General features: G+C 61.2%; 21 protein-coding genes. 8 read left to right on the plus strand and 13 right to left on the minus strand.

What is annotated here, in order from left to right:
- From mdcC to BW967_RS04820, 7 genes are all read right to left on the minus strand, one after another.
- A complete protein-coding gene (gene mdcC, locus BW967_RS04790; protein WP_076483899.1) occupies positions 1–318 on the minus strand; it encodes a malonate decarboxylase acyl carrier protein in 318 nt (105 codons plus the stop codon).
- A gap of 15 nt (positions 319–333) precedes the next feature.
- The gene (gene mdcA, locus BW967_RS04795) at positions 334–2,007 is read right to left on the minus strand and encodes a malonate decarboxylase subunit alpha (RefSeq protein ID WP_076483900.1); all 1,674 of its coding nucleotides are present in this window, start codon (positions 2,005–2,007) and stop codon (positions 334–336) included.
- Positions 2,004–2,813 carry a biotin--[acetyl-CoA-carboxylase] ligase gene (locus tag BW967_RS04800; RefSeq protein ID WP_245826439.1) on the minus strand — a complete coding sequence of 270 codons (810 nt, stop codon included), beginning with the start codon at positions 2,811–2,813 and terminating at the stop codon, positions 2,004–2,006. The genes mdcA and BW967_RS04800 overlap by 4 nt, the downstream gene beginning before the upstream one ends.
- A 109-nt stretch (positions 2,814–2,922) precedes the next feature.
- The gene (gene madB / locus BW967_RS04805; RefSeq protein ID WP_076483902.1) at positions 2,923–4,131 is read right to left on the minus strand and encodes a Na+-transporting malonate decarboxylase, carboxybiotin decarboxylase subunit; all 1,209 of its coding nucleotides are present in this window, start codon (positions 4,129–4,131) and stop codon (positions 2,923–2,925) included.
- Between the two features lie 132 nt (positions 4,132–4,263).
- A complete protein-coding gene (gene mdcB / locus BW967_RS04810; RefSeq protein WP_076483903.1) occupies positions 4,264–5,226 on the minus strand; it encodes a triphosphoribosyl-dephospho-CoA synthase MdcB in 963 nt (320 codons plus the stop codon).
- A 516-nt stretch (positions 5,227–5,742) separates the two neighbouring features.
- Entirely contained in the window at positions 5,743–6,195 is a 453-nt protein-coding gene (locus tag BW967_RS04815) for a HutP family protein (RefSeq protein WP_342742907.1), read from the minus strand.
- 48 nt (positions 6,196–6,243) lie between these two features.
- Positions 6,244–6,795: a YqgE/AlgH family protein gene (locus BW967_RS04820; RefSeq protein ID WP_076483904.1), complete on the minus strand. Its 552-nt coding sequence runs from the start codon at positions 6,793–6,795 to the stop codon at positions 6,244–6,246.
- Positions 6,796–6,951: 156 nt separating this feature from the next.
- Between BW967_RS04820 and BW967_RS04825 the strand changes: the two genes are divergently transcribed.
- Entirely contained in the window at positions 6,952–7,737 is a 786-nt protein-coding gene (locus tag BW967_RS04825; RefSeq protein WP_175610417.1) for a protein-disulfide reductase DsbD domain-containing protein, read from the plus strand.
- Between the two features lie 2 nt (positions 7,738–7,739).
- On the opposite strand, the gene BW967_RS04830 is transcribed toward BW967_RS04825, so the two are convergent.
- The 3 genes from BW967_RS04830 to BW967_RS04840 form a co-directional block, all read right to left on the minus strand.
- Positions 7,740–11,123, minus strand: a complete 3,384-nt coding sequence (locus BW967_RS04830; protein WP_076484021.1) for an efflux RND transporter permease subunit — start codon at positions 11,121–11,123, stop codon at positions 7,740–7,742.
- Positions 11,124–11,180: 57 nt separating this feature from the next.
- Positions 11,181–12,650: an efflux RND transporter periplasmic adaptor subunit gene (locus tag BW967_RS04835; protein ID WP_076483906.1), complete on the minus strand. Its 1,470-nt coding sequence runs from the start codon at positions 12,648–12,650 to the stop codon at positions 11,181–11,183.
- 160 nt (positions 12,651–12,810) lie between these two features.
- Positions 12,811–13,632, minus strand: coding sequence for a uracil-DNA glycosylase (locus BW967_RS04840; RefSeq protein WP_076483907.1), 822 nt, complete (start codon positions 13,630–13,632; stop codon positions 12,811–12,813).
- Positions 13,633–13,728: 96 nt separating this feature from the next.
- On the opposite strand from BW967_RS04840, the gene BW967_RS04845 reads away from it, so the two are divergent.
- From BW967_RS04845 to BW967_RS04870, 6 genes are read left to right on the plus strand one after another with little or no spacing between them, the layout of a single operon-like run.
- The gene (locus BW967_RS04845; protein WP_076483908.1) at positions 13,729–14,697 is read left to right on the plus strand and encodes an aspartate carbamoyltransferase catalytic subunit; all 969 of its coding nucleotides are present in this window, start codon (positions 13,729–13,731) and stop codon (positions 14,695–14,697) included.
- Positions 14,690–15,175: a hypothetical protein gene (locus BW967_RS04850; RefSeq protein WP_139327797.1), complete on the plus strand. Its 486-nt coding sequence runs from the start codon at positions 14,690–14,692 to the stop codon at positions 15,173–15,175. The genes BW967_RS04845 and BW967_RS04850 overlap by 8 nt, the downstream gene beginning before the upstream one ends.
- The gene (locus BW967_RS04855; RefSeq protein WP_083951943.1) at positions 15,172–15,801 is read left to right on the plus strand and encodes a hypothetical protein; all 630 of its coding nucleotides are present in this window, start codon (positions 15,172–15,174) and stop codon (positions 15,799–15,801) included. Before BW967_RS04850 ends, BW967_RS04855 begins: the two co-directional genes overlap by 4 nt.
- Complete coding sequence (pyrC, locus tag BW967_RS04860) at positions 15,798–17,075, plus strand: dihydroorotase (RefSeq protein WP_076483910.1); 1,278 nt, start codon at positions 15,798–15,800, stop codon at positions 17,073–17,075. Before BW967_RS04855 ends, pyrC begins: the two co-directional genes overlap by 4 nt.
- Positions 17,076–17,102: 27 nt before the next feature.
- The gene (plsY, locus tag BW967_RS04865; RefSeq protein WP_076483911.1) at positions 17,103–17,714 is read left to right on the plus strand and encodes a glycerol-3-phosphate 1-O-acyltransferase PlsY; all 612 of its coding nucleotides are present in this window, start codon (positions 17,103–17,105) and stop codon (positions 17,712–17,714) included.
- A gap of 51 nt (positions 17,715–17,765) precedes the next feature.
- Positions 17,766–18,185 carry a DUF805 domain-containing protein gene (locus BW967_RS04870; RefSeq protein WP_076483912.1) on the plus strand — a complete coding sequence of 140 codons (420 nt, stop codon included), beginning with the start codon at positions 17,766–17,768 and terminating at the stop codon, positions 18,183–18,185.
- Between the two features lie 37 nt (positions 18,186–18,222).
- On the opposite strand, the gene BW967_RS04875 is transcribed toward BW967_RS04870, so the two are convergent.
- The 3 genes from BW967_RS04875 to BW967_RS04885 form a co-directional block, all read right to left on the minus strand.
- Positions 18,223–19,593, minus strand: coding sequence for a glutamate--cysteine ligase (locus BW967_RS04875; protein ID WP_076483913.1), 1,371 nt, complete (start codon positions 19,591–19,593; stop codon positions 18,223–18,225).
- 65 nt (positions 19,594–19,658) lie between these two features.
- The gene (locus tag BW967_RS04880) at positions 19,659–20,159 is read right to left on the minus strand and encodes a hypothetical protein (protein ID WP_076483914.1); all 501 of its coding nucleotides are present in this window, start codon (positions 20,157–20,159) and stop codon (positions 19,659–19,661) included.
- Positions 20,156–20,881, minus strand: a complete 726-nt coding sequence (locus BW967_RS04885; RefSeq protein ID WP_076483915.1) for a 16S rRNA (uracil(1498)-N(3))-methyltransferase — start codon at positions 20,879–20,881, stop codon at positions 20,156–20,158. Before BW967_RS04885 ends, BW967_RS04880 begins: the two co-directional genes overlap by 4 nt.
- 11 nt (positions 20,882–20,892) lie before the next feature.
- Here BW967_RS04885 and ubiA point away from each other — a divergent pair, with 11 nt between their 5' ends.
- A complete protein-coding gene (gene ubiA / locus BW967_RS04890) occupies positions 20,893–21,864 on the plus strand; it encodes a 4-hydroxybenzoate octaprenyltransferase (protein WP_076483916.1) in 972 nt (323 codons plus the stop codon).
- The last annotated feature ends 31 nt before the right edge of the window (positions 21,865–21,895 follow it).

The following is a 21,895-nucleotide window of genomic DNA, read 5'->3' on the forward strand; positions in this document are numbered from 1 at the left end:
TCAGGCCGCGTTCGCTGCCGTGTAGGCCTGATGCAGGCGCAGCAGCACGACGGCCGGAGTGGCGTTGTTGTCGTTGATCTCGATCCGGGTGTCGGACAGCGAGGTTTCGTCGATGAACTTGCGCAGGACGCGCTCCCACAGGGCGTCGAAACCGGTCACCGGGGTGACAAGTTTCACCGACACCTTGCCCGAGAGGTCTTCGGGTTGGATCAGCACTTCCAGATCGCTCGAACCGGTGACGCCGATATGGGTCGGCGCTTTCACCGGGCCAGCGGCCGTTGCGGGTTCGAGGGTGAGCTCGAGAGTATGCAAAGCCATTTGTTCAAGCCTTCCTTACCAGTTGCGGAAACGCGCGGGCGGGTTGTAGAGGCCGCCGGACCAGGTCACGAGATCGCGCATGTTTTTCGCCGCGAGCAGGTCGCGGGTCGCACGCGAAGGATCGATGCCCAGATCGGACGGGGTCTTGACGATGCCGGCCTCGCGCAGGGCTTTCGTCTCTTCGGGTTTGGCGGTCAGACCGATTTCGGTGAAACCAGCCACAGCACGGATCGCCGCCATGCGGGTTTCCATGTCTTTGCAGCGGTTGAGGTACGCAATGCCCTCTTCCGTCACGATGTGGGTGAGGTCGTCGCCATAGATCATGACCGGCGGGATATCGAGGTTGGCACTCTTGGCGAGTTTCCACGCGTCGAGTTCATCCACGAACACCGGTTTGCGGCCTTCACCGAAGGTTTCGACACCTTGCACCACCAGACGCTTGCCGCGCGGCACCGAGCCGGTGAGCGAGTCAAGCGAGGGCAGTTCCTCACCGCATTTGAGCCAGGCACCCGACGGGTGACGACGGCCTTTGGGGTCGCAACCCATGTTCGGCGCACCGCCGAAGCCCGCCACACGACCAGCGGTCGCGGTCGAGGAGTTGCCGTATTTGTCGATCTGCAGCGTGCCACCGATGAACATGTCGGCCGCATAGTGACCGGCCGTTTGCGCGAAAGCGCGGTTCGACCGCAGCGTCCCATCGGGGCCGATGAAGAACACGTCGGGGCGCGATGCCACGTAGTCTTCCATGCCCAACTCACCACCGAAGCAGTGGATCGCTTCAACCCAGCCTTCTTCGATCGCGGGGATCATCGTCGGGTGCGGGTTGATGATCATATGGGTGCAGATTTTGCCTTTCAGGCCAAGTTCTGCGCCATAGGTCGGCAAGATGAGCTCGATCGCCGAGGTCAGGAAGCCGATGCCGTGGTTCATCGAGGTGACGCCGTATTCACCGTAGATGCCTTTGAGGCACATCATCGCCAGAAGGATCTGGTTGTCGGTGATGTTGGCCGGGTCACGGGTGAACAGCGGTTCGATGAAGAAGGGTTTGGGCGATTCGATGACCGCATCCACCCAGTCGCCCGGGATGTCGACGCGCGGCAGTTCGTCAACGATTTCGTTGACTTGCGCGATCACGATGCCGTCTTTGAACTTCGTGGCTTCCACGATCACCGGGGTGTCTTCAGTGTTGAAGCCGGTGTAGAGGTTGCCTTTGCGGTCCGCTTTATAAGCGCAAACGAGCGAGACGCGCGGCGTCAGGTCGAGGAAGTAGCGGCCAAAGAGTTCCAGATAGGTGTGGATCGCACCGAGTTGGATTTTGCCGTTGTCGATGAATTCGGCAACGCGCGCGGCTTGCGGGCCGCCGAAAGCGAAGTCGAGTTTTTTCGCGATACCATTGTCGAACAGATCGAGGTGCGATTTCAGCGGCACCGCCGATTGCACCATGTGCAGATCGTGGATCTTCGATTTGTCGACTTGGTTGAGGCAATCGGCCAAGAAGTCAGCTTGCTTCTGGTTGTTGCCTTCAATGTTGATGACGTCACCTGCCCGGATCACTGCTTCAAGCAGCGCCACGGTATCTTTGGCGAGAACTTCTTTGCCCTTGGCGAAGAGCGGCGCTGCCGCTTCTTTCCGCGCGGCGGTATCGGCCGCTCGCGTGCGCCAATCTTTGCGCGTGTCGTGTTGGGTCATTTGCTTTCGTTTTCCTCCTTTGCAGGTGCATTCCTCGGAAGGTCGCCGTGAGTGATGATTTCCGGGGGGGAACCGATTTCGCCGCAGATGGCGTTGTGAAGTTGGCCGTCCGCGTCGCGCAGCGTGAGGCTGCCGTCGGTTTCAAGCCGGATGGCGATGCCCCGCAGGGGCAGGCCGTTGGTATTCAAGGTGATCTGGCTGCCGAGCGTGCACGAGCGTGCGCTCCAAGCTTGCCGGATCGGTTCAAAGCCTGCGCGCTCCCAATGCGTGAGCCACACTTCGAGTTGCTCCAGCACTTCATTGAGCATCTCGAGCCGGTCGATCTTGCGCCCGGTTTCAAGCGCGATCGAAGTGGCAAAGCCTTGCAGGGCAGACGGAAAATCGCTGACGCGGTGATGAAGGTTCAGGCCGACACCCGCGATGATATGGGCGGGATCACCGTCGTCGTTCAGCACCAACTCACACAGGATGCCGCCCAGTTTGCGCCCGCCGACCATCAGGTCATTGGGCCATTTGATCGAAGTTTCGAGACCGGCCAATTGCGAGATCGCTTCAGCAATCGCAACGGCGATCACGAGCGTGGTCTGGGCCAGGTCTTCGACAGGACGCGCGGGACGCAGCAAAACCGAGAATGTAAGGCTACTTTCGGGGAGGGACGCCCATTCACGGTCGTATTTGCCACGCCCCGCGGTCTGTGCGTCGGCGACAATCACCGTGCCGGTGCGCGTTAGCGCGGGGGAGGAGCCGGCAGCGAGATCGGAGAGGTACCGATTGGTTGAGTCGACGACGGGAAGATGATGGATCACACACCCGACCCCGGCTTGCGGCCGCTGAGGCCGCGCAGTGCACGGAAGCTCGGAGGCTTGGGCTTGAGGGGTCGGATGCGCGTTCATTGTTTTGCTCCGGTTCGAAGGCTTAGTTCACAAGACCGATGGTCGAGGCGAACACACCCACAGCGATGGCCGAGACGATGACACCGCAGATCGAGGCACCCATAGCGAGCGGCATGATCATGGCGTGGGGGCTGGCAGCGAAGGCTTCACGTTGAGCGATCTTCGCGGTCGAGGGCATGCAGGACACACCAGCGATACCGATCACGGGGTTGTAGTTGCCGTTCGAGAGCTTCCACACGAGGTAGCCGCCGCCGATACCGCCCACCGCCGAGATAGCCAGCGCGGTGATGCCGAGGACCACGAGGATGGCCACTTGCGGATCAAGCAGGGTGCCAGCGTCGCACAGCACACCAAGAACCAGACCAAGGAGCAGCGTCGCCGAATAGGTCACGGTGTTTTCGAGCAGTTTTTGATAGGGCTCGATTTCCGCTTCTTTGATCGCCACGCCGAGGAAGAACGACAGGATCAGCGGGGTAGCAACCGGGAGCAGCAAGCAAAGCAGGCCAGCAGCAGCAACGGTGAAGACGAATTTCGCTTGCGGCGTCACGTCCGGGAAATCGTATTCCACTTCGATACCGCGGTGCTCTTCTTTGATCAGCCAGCGCACAAGGTAGGGGTAACCGGCATAGGTCAGCGACAAGTAGAGGTAAGCGATGATCGAGATCGGAACGAACAGTTCTTTGGCCATGATCAGCGAGCCGAACAGAACCATCGGGCCATCTGCACCACCAATGGTGCCCACAGCGGCGGCTTGGTTCGGGGTGAGGCCCATGTAGTAGCCGATCACCAGCGTCACGAAGGTGCCAAGCTCAGCGCAAACGGCAACCGTGATCGAGGCCCAGGGACGCGCCAAGATGAACGAAATATCCGCCATCGTGCCGATGCCCATGAACAGCATGCAGGCCACAAGCGAGTTCACGAAGGTGAAGTTGTAGATCGGCTGCAGGAAGTCGATCTGCATGATGTTCATCAGCGCGTCAGTGTCAGACACCAGCGGCGAAATGATCAAGGTGCCGATTTGGCCGCCTTCGAGGATCATGACACCGGCGTTGACGGCCATCATGCCCAGCCCCATCGGGACCATGATCAGCGGTTCAAGCGTGCGCTTGAAACCAAGGTAGGCGAGCAGGAAGCCAAGCCCGATAAAGGCAAGCCGCGCAAAAGCGATCAGCGGCTCCTGTACAAAGAGCGTCCCGATCCCCGGGAACACGTTGAAGAGGGTTTCTAGCATTGGGAGATCCTCAGGCGTTGGAGTCGGACAAGAGCTTGGAAATGCCCACGATGACGCCGATCACGGCGAAAGAGATGACCGCGGTGATCAGGTAGCTGGTCGCGGCATAGACGATGATGTTCATCTTGATCCTCAGAGTTGGGGAGCCGCGGCGGGGGAGGCGCCGTGCTCAGAAGTTGCAGGGGGAAGCTGGCCACCAAGCAGCGCATCGACGCCAATGGTCACGGCCAGCAAATCGGCGGAACCGCCGGGCGAAAGATGGCGGGCAATACAGGCGGCGTCGAAGGCATGGATGGCCTCCATCCCCGCCTCGGTCAGCGCCCCGCCAAGGGCACGGATCCGCCGCGCTTCGGCCTGTACGAAAGCCAGAGCCTCCGGGCCACCGCGCCACAAAAGCGTGGTGTCTTCGGTCTCTGTCATTAGCGCGAGCAGCGTATCGAGCAGCACCGCCGAAAGCGGCGCACCGATATCACGGGCCGCCCGCAGCGCCGGCAGGCCGGTGCTGCGGACGGTCGGGAAACCGGCCTCGGCCTCGCCGCGAATGCCCAACACACCGTATTCTTTGTAGAGTTTTTCTCCGGCAGTGCGGGGCGCCCGGTTTCCTAGGCTGCGCAATTCCCGGTCGCAGATCCCACGCACCATATCGGTCGCGGTTGCGAACAGGTCTTGCTCGGTGCAGGTCGGCTGAAGGCGCATCACACTGCCGGCGGCAGCGCTCAAAATCCCAGCCGAGAACAGCAGGCCACGTTGCGTGTTGACTCCCTGCGTCGCGGCGAGCAGTCGCGACTCGTAACGGGCACCGATTTCGCGCACAGGCGCAAGCAGTGTCCAGGCAGGGCCGTTATGGCCCAAACCGAGCTCGGCACATTGGTAAAGGCAGGGTGCAATTACCGCCGAGGAGACCATAAAGGTCTGGATGTTCATGTCTTCATGCGACCCGTTGGAACGGGGCGTCACAAGACCGGGTTTCGGATGTGTGGAGATTTCCAGAAGCGCGCCAGTCAGAAAGGCCGAACCAATCGACCAGGCGTTTGACTGCGGCCACAGCGACATGTCGCTGTACCAGTCAAGTGTCCGCCGCAGGGCGTATTTCATGGGTTTCATCCCGCATAACCGACGGGGAGCGGCGCGCCCACGGGCGTCACAGCTTGCTATCCATGGCCAGATGAAGGGATTACATCCGGTCCGGAGAACCGTCGGGAATGCACCACACGAATGTCACTTGCGCACGCGGTGCTTTGGGCTTGTCAGCTCTACCGCACAGCTGGCGGCAAGGCTCATCACAGTCGTCACGGCCCGGCCTTCAGAGGGCTCGGGCGGCCTCGGTCAACTTTGCGTGAAAGCGTGTCGCCCCGGGGTTGACGTGATCGATACGCCTAGTTTTTCAGCTTGTCCAGTCTTCGTTTTGACCGCCCGATAAATGCGACATCATGTGCATATTGACAGGATAATACCCAAATTATTCATGCGGATAGGAAATTATGCAGGTAAGATTCACTGCAAGAAAAAGCCCAGCCCCAAATTGGGGCCGGGCACTCGACAGGATGTCGCATATGGGTGTTTTTAAGGGGAAAACAAGGCCCCGAAGCGGGGCCATGCAAATTTTGCCACTCAGATATGCATTACGCCGAATCCGATGCGTTCATGGTTGGTAATCGGGTGAAAAGCCGATTCGCCATGCGCCGCAACGGCAACCCAATGCCCATCCGAGACCAGCGCCACCTTCAGTTTCAGGTTCGACTCGGCCACGACCGAAGAACTCACCCCATGCAAGCACTCTAGCCCGGCATGGATCACGCCGTGAATCTCGTCTGGCCGATGCCGCACCACCTGCGCGTTAAGTGCACAAGCGACGATCGATTTGACAAAGCCACGCTCAATTTCGGTGCGCTTACCAGTCACGAAAGTGATCCCTACACGCCAATTCGGATGCGCAGCGATTTGCTCCTTGATCCGTTCTTCTTCCTCGCGGCTGCTGATGGCGGCCATGATGGCGGCCTTACCGATCCTGTCAGCGGTGATTTCCATAACGCGATTCCATTCCGACCCGATTTGCGCTTCCATATCGTCGCAGGGCGGCGCGCTCAACGCATTTGATGCCTCAAACGCATATCAAGCGTGCCCCGCCGCTGCAGAAAGGGTTCGCGGGTCGATCCCCATCGTGCCAAGCGCGCGCGACCATTTGGTGGCATAGGCCGCATCCAAGGCAAGCTCTGGATTTGGTTCGGCAATCAGCCAGCCGTTGTTCAAGATTTCCTGCTCAAGCTGGCCCGGCCCCCAACCGGCATAGCCCAGCATCAGCATGGCCCGCGCCGGCCCACGCCCCGCGCCCCACTCTTCCAAAATATCGCGCGTTGCCGTCATTGCCAGCCCTTCGCCAACGGGCATCGTTGCGGCAAACCAATCCGCCGAATGCAGCACAAAACCGCGCCCGGTTTCGACAGGCCCCCCAAACAAAATCGCGTCTTCACGACGGCCACCTGCGGTCAGCGGAATGCCGATTTGCTCAAAAAGCCCGCCCACATCGGGTTCCGGCACGGGTTTATTGACGATCAACCCCATCGCGCCTTCGGGCGAATGGGCGCACATCACCACCACCGAATGCTCGAATCGCGGGTCTTCCATGCCCGGCATGGCAATCAGCAGTTTTCCGGTGAGATCCATCGCGGCCCCCTTTCGCGCAACAAGCGCCCCCCTTCAAGGTGGCGCGACGCGGCCCTGCAATCAACCCCCGCGCAGCGAAATCCGCCCCGCATCCAACGGTTGGCGCTTTTGTGACTTGGAACGCCCCCCTTGCTACGGCTATCGGAAAGTATGCGGATGATCTTTGCCACCCTGCCCTGTATTCTTGCCCTGGCGGTGCCCGTGGGCGCACAGCCCCCCCTGCCCGAGGGGCTTTTGGGGGCAGAAATTCGCTCTGGCTGGGAGGCCCAAAACGGCACCCGCATCGCGGCACTACATTTGCAATTGGCACCGGGCTGGAAAACCTATTGGCGGGTCCCTGGCGAAGCCGGTGTGCCGCCCGTGCTGCATTTTGCCCGCTCCCGCAATCTCGCGCATATGCAGGTGATTTGGCCGACCCCGAGCGTTTTTGAACAAAATGGAATGCGCACCGTGGGCTACCACGACGAACTGATTTTGCCGCTGGAACTAACACCGCGCGAAGCAGGCGTTCCGATTGATCTGGAAGCTCGGCTCGATTTTGGCATCTGCCACGAGATTTGTGTGCCAGTGCAGCTTGACCTGACCGCTTGGCTCGCTGGCCCCGGCGCCCCCGACCCGGCCATTGCCGCCGCGCTTGAGGCGCAACCGGTGCCCCGGCCCGGTCTTGCGCGGTGCGCGGTGGAACCGATCCGCGACGGGATGCGGGTCGAAGCGCGGATTGATACCCCGCCTGCGCCGGGCGAGGTTGCACTTTTTGAACTGCGCGCGCGCCCGATGTGGGTCTCTGATCCGATGATCGCACGCGAGGGAGGCACACTTCTTGCCAGCGCAGAGTTCGTGCCCGAAACCGGCGCACCCTTCGATCTTGATCAAGATGATCTGCGCATCACGGTGGTGAGTGCGGCAGGCGCCATCGAGATTGATGGCTGCCCACCGAACTAAGCCTATTCCGCGGGCGGCAAGGCGCGCGCGCGGGCAAGCCGCGGCGCGACAAAAGCGGTGGCCACCGTCACAAGGAAGGCGAGCGCGATAAACACCCCCAACGCGCCACCCACCCCTTGGCCAGCCCAAAGTGCGCGCCCCAAGGTGGCAGCAAAGCCAACCACCAGCGCAGCCGTCGCGGCGCCCAAGGCGATCTGCAACCCACGCCCAGCGCCATGCCCACCCCGCAATCCACGCTTAAACGCCCGGATCGCGCGGCCAAAATCTTGCCCCACGGCCAAGGCTGCAGGCACCACAACCAGAACAATCACCATCCCAAAGCCAAGCCCATAGACCAGCGTGATGATCGTGGGCTTGAGGAACAGCGCCGAGGAGGAACGCTCGTAAAGCAGCGGGCCAAGCCCCAGCACGGTGGTGAGTGTCGTCAGCAACACCGGACGCAGACGGTCTGCCACCGCATCCACAATCGCCGGACGCATACCCCGTTTGGCGGCATATTCATCAACAGTTGAAATCAGCACGATGGCGTCGTTGATAATGATCCCCGTCATCCCAATCAGCCCCACGACCGAGAACATGGAAAGCGGCACGCCCCAATGCCAATGGCCCCAAAAGGCACCAATCAGCCCAAAGGGAATGACCGACATCACCACCGCCGGGCGGCTCCAAGACGAGAAAATCCACGCGAGACACAGGTAAATCCCGGTCAGCACCAGAACGAGTCCAAGGATCGCGTCGCCCATAAATTCGCGCTCGCGTTCTGCCGCGCCGCCAAGGCTCCATGTCACGCCCCGTTCCTCGGAAATACGGGGCAAGATCACCTCTGTCATCTGCCGCTCAATCTCATTGGCGCGCTCGGCATTGTCTTCGGAGATATTGCCCGTCACCTCGATAGACCGGATGCCATCTTCGCGCCGGATCGTCGAAAACCCCACCTGCGTGCGCGCCGAGACAATATCGGACAGCGGCACCCAATTGCCCGCAGGCGTGCGCATCTGCATCCGATCCAAGAAATCGGCGGTCAGTTCGCTTTCCGGCATTTCCACCTGAATAGAAGCTTCGCGCGTACCATCGGGGAAGGTCGCGGCCTCAATCCCATTGAGTCGGGCACGCAATTCACGGCTGAGCATATCAATATCAAACCCGAGCGCCGCCCCCTGTGGGGTCAGGTTCAAAATCAGTTCTTGCTTGTCATAAGCAAGGTTATCCTCAAGCGCCGAGACCTCCGGGAAGGTCGCCAAAGCGGTTTTCAGATCTTCTGCAGCTTCTTTCAAAACGCGGCTTTCGGCACCCGCGAATTTGACCGAAATGCCATCAGAGGACGGACCCGCAAAGAAGGACCGGAAGCTGAGTTCCTCAATCAACGGGTGACGCGCGGCAGCCGCCTGAAACCGCTCAAGGAAATCGGCCGAAGAATAGGACCGGTAGTCTTGGTCGATCAGCTCGATGGTGATGGCGCCCAACAGATCAGCGTCTTTGCTATCCGCCGAAGCCAGCGAGCGGCCCACCGCCCCGCCAATTTGCGCCACCACATAGGTCACCGGATTGGTGCCAAATTCCTTTTCATATTGCGCGCCGACCTCATTCGCAGCCTCTTGCAACGCCTTCATCTGCGCCATCGTATCTTCGCGCCGCGCGCCTGCCAGCATCGAATAAGCGGCAGAGACCATTGCGTTTTCGGGCGGGCTAAAGAAGCGCCATTGCACTGCGCCGCCCACCACCAAAGCAACGGAGGCCAGCATCAGCGAGAAAGCCCCCGCAAGCACCGCGTAGCGCGCCGTGAGCACGATCCGCATGAAGGGCCGCATGATGTTCAGCCGGAACCAATCAAGCCCCTCATTCACTTTGCGCGAGGGCCAATCATACCAACGCTCCTTCGCGGTATGGGCAAGCGCATGCGCCATGTGGTTGGGCAGGATCAGGAAGCACTCGAGAAGCGAAGCCGCCAGAACCGCAATCACCGTCCAAGGGATATCAGAGATCATCCGCCCCATCGGCCCGCCCATCATCGTGAGGCCGCCAAAGGCAATGATCGAGGTCATCGAGGAGGCCATCACGGGCGACAGCATCCGCCGCGCGCCCTGCTCCGCCGCCAAAACCGGGTGCTCACCCAAATCGCGCGATCGAAAATCGGCGTGTTCGCCCACCACAATCGCATCATCAACGACGATCCCCAACGTCAAGATGAGCGCAAAGATCGAGATCATGTTGAGCGTCATGCCCGCCATATACATGGCGAACAAAGCCGCCGCGATGGCGGTGGGAATGCCCATCGCGACCCAAAAGGCCGTGCGCGCGTTCAAAAACAGGAACAGCAGCACCACAACCAGCACAAGCCCCTGAATCCCGTTATCTTTCAAAAGATCGAGCCGCGCTTGAATGGCTTCCGAGCGGGAGCGGATCAGGTCAATCGAGGTGCCTTCGGGCACGGTGGGCTGCATTTGCGCCACCACCTCTTGCACCTTGCGCTGCAAAGCGATGGCATCGCCCTCGGCAGAGCGGGACACGTTGATCGAAATGGCCGGGTTGTCGCCCACGTAATAGGCGCGCTCGCGGTTACCACCTTCTACACGAATGGCGGCCACATCCCCCACCCGCAGCAGCGACCCGTCGCTTTCTTCGCGAATGACGATATCAGCGATAGACAGCGCATCACGCCGTTCTTCGCCGGTGCGCACCCGCTGCGCGCCACCCGATACATCGCCAGCGGGCGAGGTCGCGGCCTCTGCCGAGATCACGGTGGCGATTTCAGAAAGCGTCACATTGTGGCGCATCATCTGCACGGTGGGCAGTTCTACCACCGTTTCGGGCGCCAAGAAGCCTTGGATCGTGGTGCGCGTTACGCCCTCGGCATAAAGGCGGGTGACCAATTCATCTGCCAAACGACCGATCTGTTCGGCGGACAGCGGACCGGTAATCACCACATCGGTCACCGTATCCCGCCAAGCGCCGCGCTTGATTTCGGGATCATCGGCCCCTTCGGGCAAAGTGCCCGCCGTCGTCACCGCCTGCTCCACCTCAGAGACCGCGCGGCTCATATCCCAACCATCTTCGAAGGTGAGCGAAATGCGCGCCGCCCCCTCGGTCGAGCGGCTTTCAGACTCGCTCACCCCTTCCACAGCGATCAGCGAAGGTTCCAACACCTGCACGATGGCCCGGTCGACCTCCTCTGCGCCGGCACCATCCCATGTGACGGAAACGGTGACCGATTCCTCGATTGAATCGGGGAAGAATTGCGCGCGCATTTTCGGCAGCGTCACCGCACCTGCGAGCAGCAAAATTACCAAAAGCAGGTTTGCCAGCGTTTTGTGGCGGGTAAAAAGCGCAATAATCCCATGCGCTTTCGGAAGCTCTTCACCCGGGCGGGCAAATTCCCCCTCGGCCATCACAACAGCCGCGGCCGCGGCATTGAGCTGGTCGCGTTCGCTTGGCGTGGTCATGGCTTAGCCCCCCATCCGCGATTCGATCCGCTCCACCAGATCGGCGGGCACTTGGTCTTGCTGCAAAGTGGCGAGCATCCGCGCCTTGGCTTCGGCTGGCATCCGGGTATTGCCCTCGACCGCTGCAATCAGCCGGGCGCGGTGACCGGCATCAAGCGTCACCTGCGCAGGTTTTTGCGGCACGAGGCCCGCACCATCGGCCCCCGGCCGCAATGGGCGCAGTTTTAGCCCCTCGCCCAAAAGCGGCGAACGCTCGGCCACCACCTCGACCCCGCTTTGCAACGCGGCAGCGCGGATCAGCACATCATCGCCTTGGCGGTGCACCACCTCGACCCGCTCCGCGCGCAGACGTTCATCGGCATCAAGCCGCAGCACCGTGCCATCCGGCCCAACAGCGGCGGCAGGCAAAAGCGCGACATTTTCCAATTCGGGCATCGACAGCGTCACCGTTACGAAATCGCCCGCCTTCAGCCCGCGCACAGCTTCAAGACGCGCAAAGAGCAACCGCCCCGCTTGCCCCTCTTCCACCGCCGCCCCGGCACGCTCCAGCGTGGCAGGCACGGCAATATGGTCGGCGCCGAGGTCCAGCGTCACCTTCGCTTGCAGCGGCAAAAGCTGGCCTTTTTCGTCGGTCAGCCGCGCGAATTGCGCTGTAGGCACCCGAAACGAGACTTCCAGCGTCGCCGGGTCAATCAGCGTGCCCAGAATTTCATTGTTGGAAACAAGCCGCCCGGCAACCGTATCAATCCCCGAAAGCTGGCCCGCAAAATCCGCCCGGATCTCGGTTTCCGCCAACTTGCGTTCCGCCTCAGACAGCGCAATCTCGGCGCGGCGCAGCGCATTGCGCGCCTGATCAAGCCCCGCCTCTGCCGACGAAAGCGCCGAGCGTTTCGTCAACACCGCTTGCTCCGCCGATGAAACCGCCAATTCGGCGGTTTCAATATCGACGGTCGCCCCAAAGCCCCGCTCGCCAATCGACCGCGCCCGTTCAAGCGCCTTTTGCCGCAAGGCAACCTGCCGTTCCGCAGCCACCAAATCATCGCGCGCAATCACCAGCGTGCGTTCCGCCAAGGCCAATTGCGTCGCGGCCTCTGCCGTTGAAGCGGCAGCGGAATCCCGTGCCGCCTGCGTTTCTGCCGGATCCAGCCGCGCCAAAAGCTCGCCCGCCACAACCTGCCCACCTTCCACGAAATTCGGAGATAGTTCCAAAAGCGTGCCCGCCGCAGGCGCGCGCAATTCCAATTCCCGCAGGGTGCGCACCTCGCCATAGGCGGTCAGTTCCGGTTGCCGCGCGCCAAATTCCAGGGCGATCACATTGGCCGCAAAGACACGTTCCTGCTGTGCGCGCATCCGCCCCGGCGCTTCTTTACGCGCATCAATCGCCGATTTCATCGTGAAGCCACCAGCAGCCAAAAGCGCGATGGTCAAAGCGGCGAGGAAAAGCCCCGTCAGGGAACGAAAAAGAAAGCGCATATCAGGGTCCTACAGTCGAGGGCCAAGGCCGGTCGTGGATCATCCGAAAGTATGAAGGCGGGCGGGTTTCACAAGGGTTTGCAGCAAGGATACGTGCTTGCCACGTGATCCCGTCGCATATCACGAAGATTTCATGGAACTGTTATCAATCAAATGCGCCTTACGGGGCATTCAGTCGCGCCCGAAGCTCTAACAGGTCTTCCCAGACAAGGCGTTTGTTGGCAGGCGCCCGGAAGAGATTCGCGGGATGCAGCATCGGTAATGCGGGGCGGCCAAAGGCTTCCGTCCAATTGCCCCGCAACCGGGTGATGCCACGCTTGCCCAAGGCGGCAGAACAGGCGGTATTGCCCATCAGCACGATCAGATCGGGGTCGATCAACTCGACATGCCGCGCCAAAAACGGAAGCATCTGCGCAATTTCTGCAGGCTCCGGTTCCCGGTTTGCGGGCGGGCGCCACGGCACCACGTTTGTGATGTAAACGGAGGCCAACGGGTCAGGCGACGCTCGGTCAAGCCCAATGGCGGCCAACATCTTATCCAGCAACTGCCCAGCGCGCCCCACAAAGGGCTTGCCTTGCTGATCTTCATCGCGGCCCGGCGCTTCACCAATCAACATGACCCGTGCCTTGGGGTTGCCATCGGCAAAGACCGTGTTGCGCGCGCCCTGTTTAAGCGCGCAATGCCCGTAGCCCATGATCGCCTCGCGCAGGTCTTCCAGCGTTTTCGCTTTGGTGGCTGCCGCGCGCGCCACGGCCACCACATCCACACTGTCTTCGACCCGCGCCACCGGCACGGGCCGAGCCGGGCGCTCGGGCGCCGCTTCTGGTGCAGGTGCACGCTCTGGCATCGCCAAACGGTCGGGCAATTCATAGGCGTTGATCGGCGCATCGCCCACCGGCGCGGTCACCCCAAGCTCGAACATCCATTCAAGCGCGGCAAGCGCGGCATCATAGCTCAGATCGGCGGGCGGGTGAGTCTGCATGATTTCTCTATGACATGCGCCCCGGGGCGGGTCAAAGCCGCTAGACGCACGCCCCCCCTTTTGCCATAAGCAGGCCCGACAACATCGGAGGAAGTCATGGCTTTCCGCGCCCGCCATCTTCTGGGGATCGAGCACCTCTCCCCCGAGGATATTCGCACCGTCCTCGACCTTGCCGACCGCTATGTCGATTTGAACCGCCGCACGGTCAAACGCACCGATGCCTTGGCGGGGCTTACGCAGATCAACATGTTCTTTGAAAACTCCACCCGCACCCAGTCCAGTTTTGAACTGGCGGGCAAGCGGCTTGGGGCCGATGTGATGAACATGTCGATGCAGACCTCAAGCGTGAAAAAGGGCGAAACGCTGATTGACACGGCGATGACGCTCAACGCGATGCACCCCGACCTGCTGGTGGTGCGGCATGGTTCCTCGGGCGCGGTTGATCTGCTGGCGCAAAAGGTCAATTGCGCGGTGGTGAACGCGGGCGACGGCAAGCACGAACACCCGACGCAGGCGCTATTGGATGCGCTGACGATCCGCCGCGCCAAGGGCCGCATTCAGCGGCTCACCGTGGCGATTTGCGGCGATGTCGCGCATAGCCGGGTGGCCCGCTCCAACCTGCTGCTTCTCGGCAAAATGGAAAACCGCGTGCGCCTGATTGGCCCGCCAACGCTGATGCCCTCTGGCTTCGACAATATCGGGGCAGAGGTCTACCAAGACATGCGCGAAGGGCTGCGCGACGCCGATGTGGTGATGATGCTGCGACTGCAACGCGAGCGGATGGATGGCGGGTTCATTCCGTCTGAGCGCGAATATTTCCACCGCTATGGGCTGGACGCGGAAAAGCTCGCCTATGCGAAAGATGACGCCATCGTCATGCACCCCGGCCCGATGAACCGCGGCGTGGAGATTGATGGCACGATTGCCGATGACATCAACCGCTCTGTGATCCAGGAACAGGTGGAAATGGGCGTCGCCGTGCGGATGGCGGTGATGGACCTTCTGGCGCAAAATCTGCGCGCCGAACGGGGCCGCGCCGCGCTGGAGGCGGGCACCGATGTCTAAAATGCAGCGCGACGAGGTTTTAAACTATCGCCCCGGCAAAGACAGCGAATTGCCGCTGGAGCCGGGCGAGCGTGTCGCGCAGATCTTCTTGGCGGATCAGCGGCGGTATTATTACGACCACCTTGTTCTGGGCGGTATTGGCGCGGTGCTGGTCTCGGCGGTGCTGATATGGCTCGAAAAATACGATCAGGTGCTGGTTGCGGTGATTGCGATCATCGTCGGCATGGCGCTGCGCGCGATCTACTTTCGGTCCGAAGCGTTTGCGCGGCGCTGGCAACTCACCGACCGGCGGTTGATTGGCCCGCAAGGGCGGCAGGTGATGCTTTTGGAAATTGAGACGGTGCGCTCGCTGATGGGCGATGTGCAGATCGTCACCAAAACCGGGGCCAAGCATCTGATCCGCCATTTGGCAGATGCCGCCCCCGTGGTCACCGCGATCGAAGCGGCCAAGACCCGCCGCGCGAAGGTGGTGAAATGAGACCGCCGCGCCCGCTCCCACGCGCTGAGCGCGACAAAGAGCCCGTGGTTTTACACGAGCCCCCGCCGCCGCTTCCGCAAGTGGAGCCTGAAACGCCCTCGAATGCCGTGCCCGAAGGCTGGGAAGGGATCATGCAGCCGGGGGAGCGCATCTTGTGGCGCGGCAAGCCGGTGCGCCGGATCAAATGGATCAAGCTGATCTTCACCTCGCTTTTCGGCACCTTCTTTGCGGGCTTTGCGCTTTTTTGGATGATCATGGCCGCGCAAGATGGCGGCTTTGCTTGGATGTTCGGGCTGATCCATTTCTCGGTGGGCGCGGGTTTCGTCACGGTGGCCATTCTGGATGAGCGGATGCGGCTGCGCGACACGTGGTTCACGCTCTCCGACCGCGCGGCCTATATCGCGCGGCGGCATTGGTGGAAGGGCAAGATCCTCGACACCTATCCGATCACGGCGGATATGCCGATCCGGCTTGGCGGCGGTGACAAGGCGGGCGATGTGATTTTTGCCACGAAACGGGTAAAAACGAAAAACGGCTACTCCACCAAGAATATCGGCTTTCTTGATATCGCACAGGCCCCCGAGGTCTTTGCGCTGATGAAACACGCCCGGGAGGCGCTTCAATGACCCTGTTTTTGCAAAACGCCCGTGTGATCGACCCTGAGGCGCAAACGGAAACCGAGGCCAACCTTGTTATTGATGGTGGGATCATCGCGGCCATCGGCCAGATGCAGGCCCCTGCGGGCGCTGAGGTGATTGACTGCGGTGGCAAATGTCTTGCCCCCGGCATTGTCGATATTGGTGTGAAGATCGGCGAACCGGGCGAACGGCACCGCGAAAGCTTTCGTACCGCAGGCCAAGCAGCGGCGCGAGGCGGTGTGACCACGGTGATCGCCCGGCCCGACACCTCCCCCGCGATTGACACGCCCGAGGTGCTGGAATTCGTCACGCGCCGCGCTGCAGAGGCCCCGGTGCGTATCCGCCATATGGCGGCGCTCACCAAAGGCCGCGAAGGCCGCGAAATGACAGAGATCGGCTTTTTGATGGATGTCGGTGCGGTGGCTTTCACCGATTTTGACCATGTCACCACCGATACAAAGGTGCTGTCGCGCGCCTTTACCTACGCAAAAAGCCTTGGTGCGCTGGTGATTTGCCATCCGCAAGAGCCGGGGCTTTCCAAAGGCGCTGCCGCGACCTCGGGCAAATTCGCCAGCCTGCGCGGCCTACCGGGCGTTTCGGCCATGGCCGAGCGGATGGGCTTTGACCGCGATATGGCCTTGGTCGAGATGACGGGCGTGCGCTACCACGCCGATCAAATCACCACCGCCCGCGCCCTGCCCGCGCTGGCCCGCGCCAAGGCCAATGGGCTGAAGGTGACCGCCGGGGTTTCCGTCCATCACCTGACGCTGAATGAATTCGACGTGGGCGATTACCGCACCTTCTTCAAAATGACCCCGCCTTTGCGGTCTGAAGATGACCGGCTTGCCGTGGTGCAGGCGGTAGCGGAAGGGGTGATTGATATCATCTGCTCCATGCACACGCCCGCCGATGAAGAAAGCAAGCGGCTCCCGTTTGAAGAGGCTGCTGCGGGTGCAGTCGGGCTTGAAACGCTCCTGCCCGCCGCGCTGCGGCTTTATCACGCGGGCAGCCTCAGCCTGCCGCAACTTTTCCGCGCGCTCTCGCTGAACCCGGCCAAGCTGATGGGTCTGCCGCAAGGCCGTATTTGCGAGGGTGCACCGGCCGATTTGGTACTTTTTGATGCGGATGCACCCTTTGTGCTGGACCGCTTCGCCCTTGCCTCGAAATCCAAGAACACCCCGTTTGACGGGGCGCGCCTCAGCGGGAAGGTGCTTGCCACTTTCGTCGGTGGGGTGCAGGTTTTCGGGCAGGTGGAGCAATAAAGACTCATAAGAGACGAGCGAGGGGTGATGGCAGATCTTCATGCGGGGGCGGCGCTGCTGCTGGCAGTGGCAGGCTTGGGCTACCTGCTGGGCTCCGTGCCCTTTGGGGTGGTGATCACCAAGCTGATGGGGCTCGGTGATCTTCGCCAGATCGGCTCGGGCAATATTGGTGCCACCAATGTGCTGCGCACCGGCAACAAAGCTGCCGCGGCCGCAACGCTGGTGCTGGATGGCGCCAAAGGGGCTGTGGCCGTGCTGCTGGCGCGGCTCATCTTGGGCAATGAAACCGCGGCCATCGTGGCGGGCGGCGCGGCCTTTTTGGGCCACCTTTACCCGGTTTGGCTCAAGTTTCGTGGTGGCAAAGGGGTCGCCACCTTCCTTGGCACCTTGATCGCGCTGCATTGGGTTCTCGGCCTTGCGGCTTGCGGCGTTTGGCTGATCACCGCCGCCGTGGGGCGGATTTCGTCGCTATCGGCTTTGGTCGCTGCGGCGGCTTCGGTCCCGCTTGCTTGGGCGATGTCCGATCAGATGTTGATGCCGATTTGCGCGCTGATGGCGGTGCTGATCTTCTGGCGTCACCGCGCCAATATCGCCCGCATCTTCGCAGGCACGGAGCCAAAAATCGGCAAGAAGGGTTGATTTCTACAGCCTACCGGCGCCTGATAAGGGTGTTTTTGCTGGGAGGCCGAAATGAATTTGATCAGTGCCGTCAAAACCTGTCTTCGAAATTACGCCACTTTCAGAGGCCGCGCGCCGCGCTCGGAATTTTGGTGGTTTATCCTGTTCTTCTTCCTTGTTTCTGTGGTGCTGGCCACCATTGAAACCGCTGTTTTTGGGATTGGTGAAGTCAGCCATGTGGATGGCGGATATGAGTGGCAGTCGAACGGCGGCCCGCTAACGGTGCTTTTTAGCTTGGCAATGGTCCTGCCGATGCTCGCCGTCACCGTGCGCCGTTTGCACGATGTCGGCAAATCGGGCTGGTTCATCTTGATTGGGCTGATCCCGCTGATTGGCGGGTTGGTGCTTTTGTTCTTCTACGTTCAGCCCTCGCAACAAGGGCCGAACCAATTTGGCGCCTCGCCCAATGGTGGCCCGCCGCCGCTGCCGTAATCAGAAAAACAAAGGGGGCCCAGCGGCCCCCTTTTTCTTAGTAGCTGTATTCGCCGTAAATCCGGCTCAGATCACCCTGCCAATGGCCGTGGTATTTCTCCAACAGCTTGTCGGCAGGGACCATGCCGGTGTCTATGCTCTCTTCCAGCGCGTTGAGGAAATAGGTCTCATCCGGGATCAGACCACCCGCCCCTGCAATACCGCGCGCGGCCAAGCCCGATTTGGAGATCGCCACCACTTCGCGGGCAAGGTCATGCATCTTGATGCCATTCACCTCACCTTGCAGCGCATCTTTCGCGGCCACACGGCGCAGCCCCTCGCGGGTCTCTTCATCCCAGCCTTTGACCAGATCCCAAGCCGCATCGAGCGCGCTTTGATCATACATCAGCCCCACCCAAAGCGCGGGCAGCGCACAAAGCCGCCGCCACGGGCCGCCATCGGCCCCACGCATTTCGATGTATTTCTTCACCCGCGCTTCGGGGAAAACGGTGGTCAGATGGTCCGCCCAATCCGACAGCGTGGGCTTTTCGCCCGGCAGCGCGGGCAACTCGCCCTTCAAGAAGTCGCGGAAGCTTTGGCCCAGCGCATTGATGTATTTGCCGTCGCGGTAGACGAAATACATCGGCACATCGAGCACGTAATCCACATAGCGTTCATAGCTCATGCCATCTTCAAAGAAGAACGGCAGCATCCCCGTGCGCGCGGCATCCAAGTTTTGCCAGATGTGGCTGCGCCACGATTTCATCCCATTGGGCTTGCCATCAAGGAAGGGCGAGTTCGCAAACAGCGCCGTCGCAACCGGTTGCAGCGCCAAAGCCACGCGCATTTTTTGCACCATGTCAGCCTCGGACGCGAAGTCGAGGTTCACCTGAACCGTGCAGGTCCGATACATCATGGTTTTGCCCATGGTGCCGACGCTGTCCATGTAGCTCGTCATCAACCGATAGCGGCCCTTGGGCATCATCGGCATTTCTTCATGGGACCATTCGGGCGCCGCCCCAAGGCCAATGAACCGCGCGCCAATCCGGTCGGCGATGCGGTGCACCTCGGTCAGGTGTTCATTCACCTCTTGGCAGGTCTGGTGCAGGTTTTCGAGCGGCGCGCCCGAAAGCTCCAACTGCCCGCCCGGCTCAAGGCTGACATTGGCGCCATTGCGCACAAGCCCGATGATATGGCCGTCTTCAAGCACCGGCTCCCAGTCAAAGACCTGCGCCAGCCCTTCAAGCATCGCTCGGATCGAGCGCGGGCCTTCATAGGGCAAGGGCTTCAGCGCATCTTTGCAATAGCCGAATTTCTCGTGCTCGGTGCCGATGCGCCAGTCTTTTTTGGGTTTCTCGCCCGAAGCCAAGTATTCCGCCAGTTGCGCGAAATCCTCGATCGGGCCGCCGCCCTGCTGGGGAATAGACATGGGGAGGCACCTCTTGTTGTGTCGGTGTCACAGGTGGCCTTTGACCTGACCTAAGTCAAGGCAGATCAGACGCGCCGCCGCCACAGGCTTTGTGCGGTGGCGCTCGAAGAAAGCGCCGCAGTGAGCGCGCCCATCTCGATGCCCGGCAGCGTTGCGAAAGCATCATAGAGCTTTTCCGAGCCAGATGCAGCCACCGGCACCAAAAGCGCCTGCCCATCTGCGGCCTTGAGCCGCCAGAATTTTTGCCCGCGCAACGAAAGGAGCCGAATCTCTGCCAAATCCTCAAGCGCGATATAGCCCCCCAGCACCGCACCTCCGGCCCCATAATAGCCAATACGCCCCTCATCGAGATCGACCAGACCGGGTTCAGAGACCGGGCGGGCAAAACGGGTGCGCCGCCACGCGAGCAACATCCAGACCGCGCAGACCACACCAAGGGCGAGGCCGATTGCCGCAAGGAACCAACCGCCGCGCGTTCCCACCCATGCTGACCCCGCCACGCATAGCCCTGCGATATAGGTCTCACGATGATGGGTTAGGTGATCGCGCAGCTCTGGGCGGATCACATCCAATCCCCCAAGGCCGATTGCCACAAGGTGATCGCGGCGCAAGCGGCGGTATCGGCCCGCAAAATACGCGGCCCCAAAGAGACCGGGGTAACATAATCAAGCCCGCGCAATTGCGCCCGCTCTGCCTCAGAAAATCCGCCTTCCGGCCCCACCAAAATCGCCCAAGGGCCGGGGGTCAGCCCCGCCAAAGTTTGCGCCGGGCCAACCAAAGATTCATCGCCCCATAGGATGCGGCGCGCCGGATCCCAACCTTTCAGAAGGGCCTGCAATGCCTGCAAGTCACTGACTTCGGGCACATAAGTCCCCAAGCATTGCTCCGCCGCTTCCAAAGCATGGGCCTGCAAACGGTCTTGCCGGATGCGTGATGCATTGGTGAATTCTGTCTGCACGGGCAAGATTTTCGCACAGCCCAACTCGGCGGCTTTCTCGACAATGAAATCGGTCCGCTCTTTCTTGATCGGCGCAAAGATCAGCCACAGATCAGGTGGGTTCAACTGCGGCGCGGCTTGTCCAAGGCAGCGCAAAGAACCCGCCTTTTTTGCCGCCTCAACCACCTCAGCCGTCCATTCGCCATCGCGGCCATTAAAGAGCGCCACCCGCGCGCCAACAGCAAGCCGCATCACCGAAAACAGGTAATGCGCCTGATCGGCGTTCAGGGGCACGGCTTGCCCCTCCCCCAGCGGGTGCTCTACACAGAGTCGTATCTTGGCACGTTCCATGGGGCGAATTTATGACCGGCAACAGCGAAACGCCAGAGGCGCAGATCACGGGCCAAGTGGCCGATGCCTATCGTGGCAATTGGGTGGACCACACGGCCCCCGCCTTTTCTCGGCCCTATCTGCGGCTGTCGCGCGCCGACCGCCCCATTGGCACATGGCTTCTGCTTCTGCCCTGCTGGTGGAGCATTTCGCTTGCTGCGGCGACCGATGGGCTGCGGCTCTTTGATCTGTGGCTGGCGATTGGTTGCGCGATTGGCGCATTCCTGATGCGTGGCGCAGGCTGCACCTGGAACGATATCACCGACCGCGATTTTGACGGCCAAGTGGCCCGCACTCGTTCTCGCCCGATTCCCTCGGGCCAAGTGACGGTGAAGCAAGCGCTCGGCTGGATGGTGCTGCAAACCGGCGTTGCCGCGCTCATCCTCTTCACCTTCAACTGGGCCGCCATTGGCATGGGCGTGCTCGCCCTCGCCCCGGTGGCGATTTACCCCTTCGCCAAGCGCTTCACATGGTGGCCACAGGTCTTTTTGGGCATTGCCTTCAACTGGGGCGCGCTTTTGGGTTGGGTGGCGCATACCGGCAGCCTGTCTTGGGCGGCGGTGCTGCTTTACCTATCGGGCCTTGTCTGGACGCTCTTTTACGACACGATCTATGCCCACCAAGACAAGGAAGACGATGCACTGATTGGCGTCAAATCCACCGCGCGGCTCTTTGGCACCAATACCCCGCGCTGGCTGGGCCTGTTCCTTGTGCTCACGGTGATTTTGATGACCGGTTCGGTGCTGCTGGCGCTCTTGCCGCTCGGCAACCCGCTGGTGCTGGTGATCGGCCTTGCCGCCCCTTGGGCGATGGGCTGGCACATGCTGGGTCAGTTGCGGCAGCTGGATATCGACAATGCCGATATCTGCCTCGATCTCTTCCGCAAAAGCCGCAACACGGGCCTTTTGGCTGCGCTGTTTCTTGCCGGTTCGGCAATCGTTTGATTGATCCTGCAATCTCATACCCTTAAGACGG

This window comes from Rhodobacter aestuarii, assembly GCF_900156655.1.
Lineage (GTDB): Bacteria > Pseudomonadota > Alphaproteobacteria > Rhodobacterales > Rhodobacteraceae > Rhodobacter > Rhodobacter aestuarii.

What these genes read in the sequence shown, in the direction of transcription:
- BW967_RS04885 (WP_076483915.1), bottom strand. Translation starts at nt 20,881, where the DNA reads ATGGAACGTGCCAAGATACGACTCTGTGTAGAGCACCCGCTGGGGGAG.
- BW967_RS04850 (WP_139327797.1), top strand. Translation starts at nt 14,690, where the DNA reads ATGTCTAAAATGCAGCGCGACGAGGTTTTAAACTATCGCCCCGGCAAA.
- BW967_RS04815 (WP_342742907.1), bottom strand. Translation starts at nt 6,195, where the DNA reads ATGGAAGCGCAAATCGGGTCGGAATGGAATCGCGTTATGGAAATCACC.
- BW967_RS04840 (WP_076483907.1), bottom strand. Translation starts at nt 13,632, where the DNA reads ATGCAGACTCACCCGCCCGCCGATCTGAGCTATGATGCCGCGCTTGCC.
- BW967_RS04820 (WP_076483904.1), bottom strand. Translation starts at nt 6,795, where the DNA reads ATGGATCTCACCGGAAAACTGCTGATTGCCATGCCGGGCATGGAAGAC.
- madB (WP_076483902.1), bottom strand. Translation starts at nt 4,131, where the DNA reads ATGCTAGAAACCCTCTTCAACGTGTTCCCGGGGATCGGGACGCTCTTT.
- BW967_RS04870 (WP_076483912.1), top strand. Translation starts at nt 17,766, where the DNA reads ATGAATTTGATCAGTGCCGTCAAAACCTGTCTTCGAAATTACGCCACT.
- pyrC (WP_076483910.1), top strand. Translation starts at nt 15,798, where the DNA reads ATGACCCTGTTTTTGCAAAACGCCCGTGTGATCGACCCTGAGGCGCAA.
- BW967_RS04835 (WP_076483906.1), bottom strand. Translation starts at nt 12,650, where the DNA reads ATGCGCTTTCTTTTTCGTTCCCTGACGGGGCTTTTCCTCGCCGCTTTG.
- ubiA (WP_076483916.1), top strand. Translation starts at nt 20,893, where the DNA reads ATGACCGGCAACAGCGAAACGCCAGAGGCGCAGATCACGGGCCAAGTG.
- mdcC (WP_076483899.1), bottom strand. Translation starts at nt 318, where the DNA reads ATGGCTTTGCATACTCTCGAGCTCACCCTCGAACCCGCAACGGCCGCT.
- BW967_RS04825 (WP_175610417.1), top strand. Translation starts at nt 6,952, where the DNA reads ATGATCTTTGCCACCCTGCCCTGTATTCTTGCCCTGGCGGTGCCCGTG.
- mdcA (WP_076483900.1), bottom strand. Translation starts at nt 2,007, where the DNA reads ATGACCCAACACGACACGCGCAAAGATTGGCGCACGCGAGCGGCCGAT.
- BW967_RS04875 (WP_076483913.1), bottom strand. Translation starts at nt 19,593, where the DNA reads ATGTCTATTCCCCAGCAGGGCGGCGGCCCGATCGAGGATTTCGCGCAA.
- BW967_RS04855 (WP_083951943.1), top strand. Translation starts at nt 15,172, where the DNA reads ATGAGACCGCCGCGCCCGCTCCCACGCGCTGAGCGCGACAAAGAGCCC.
- BW967_RS04845 (WP_076483908.1), top strand. Translation starts at nt 13,729, where the DNA reads ATGGCTTTCCGCGCCCGCCATCTTCTGGGGATCGAGCACCTCTCCCCC.
- plsY (WP_076483911.1), top strand. Translation starts at nt 17,103, where the DNA reads ATGGCAGATCTTCATGCGGGGGCGGCGCTGCTGCTGGCAGTGGCAGGC.
- BW967_RS04830 (WP_076484021.1), bottom strand. Translation starts at nt 11,123, where the DNA reads ATGGCCGAGGGGGAATTTGCCCGCCCGGGTGAAGAGCTTCCGAAAGCG.
- mdcB (WP_076483903.1), bottom strand. Translation starts at nt 5,226, where the DNA reads ATGAAATACGCCCTGCGGCGGACACTTGACTGGTACAGCGACATGTCG.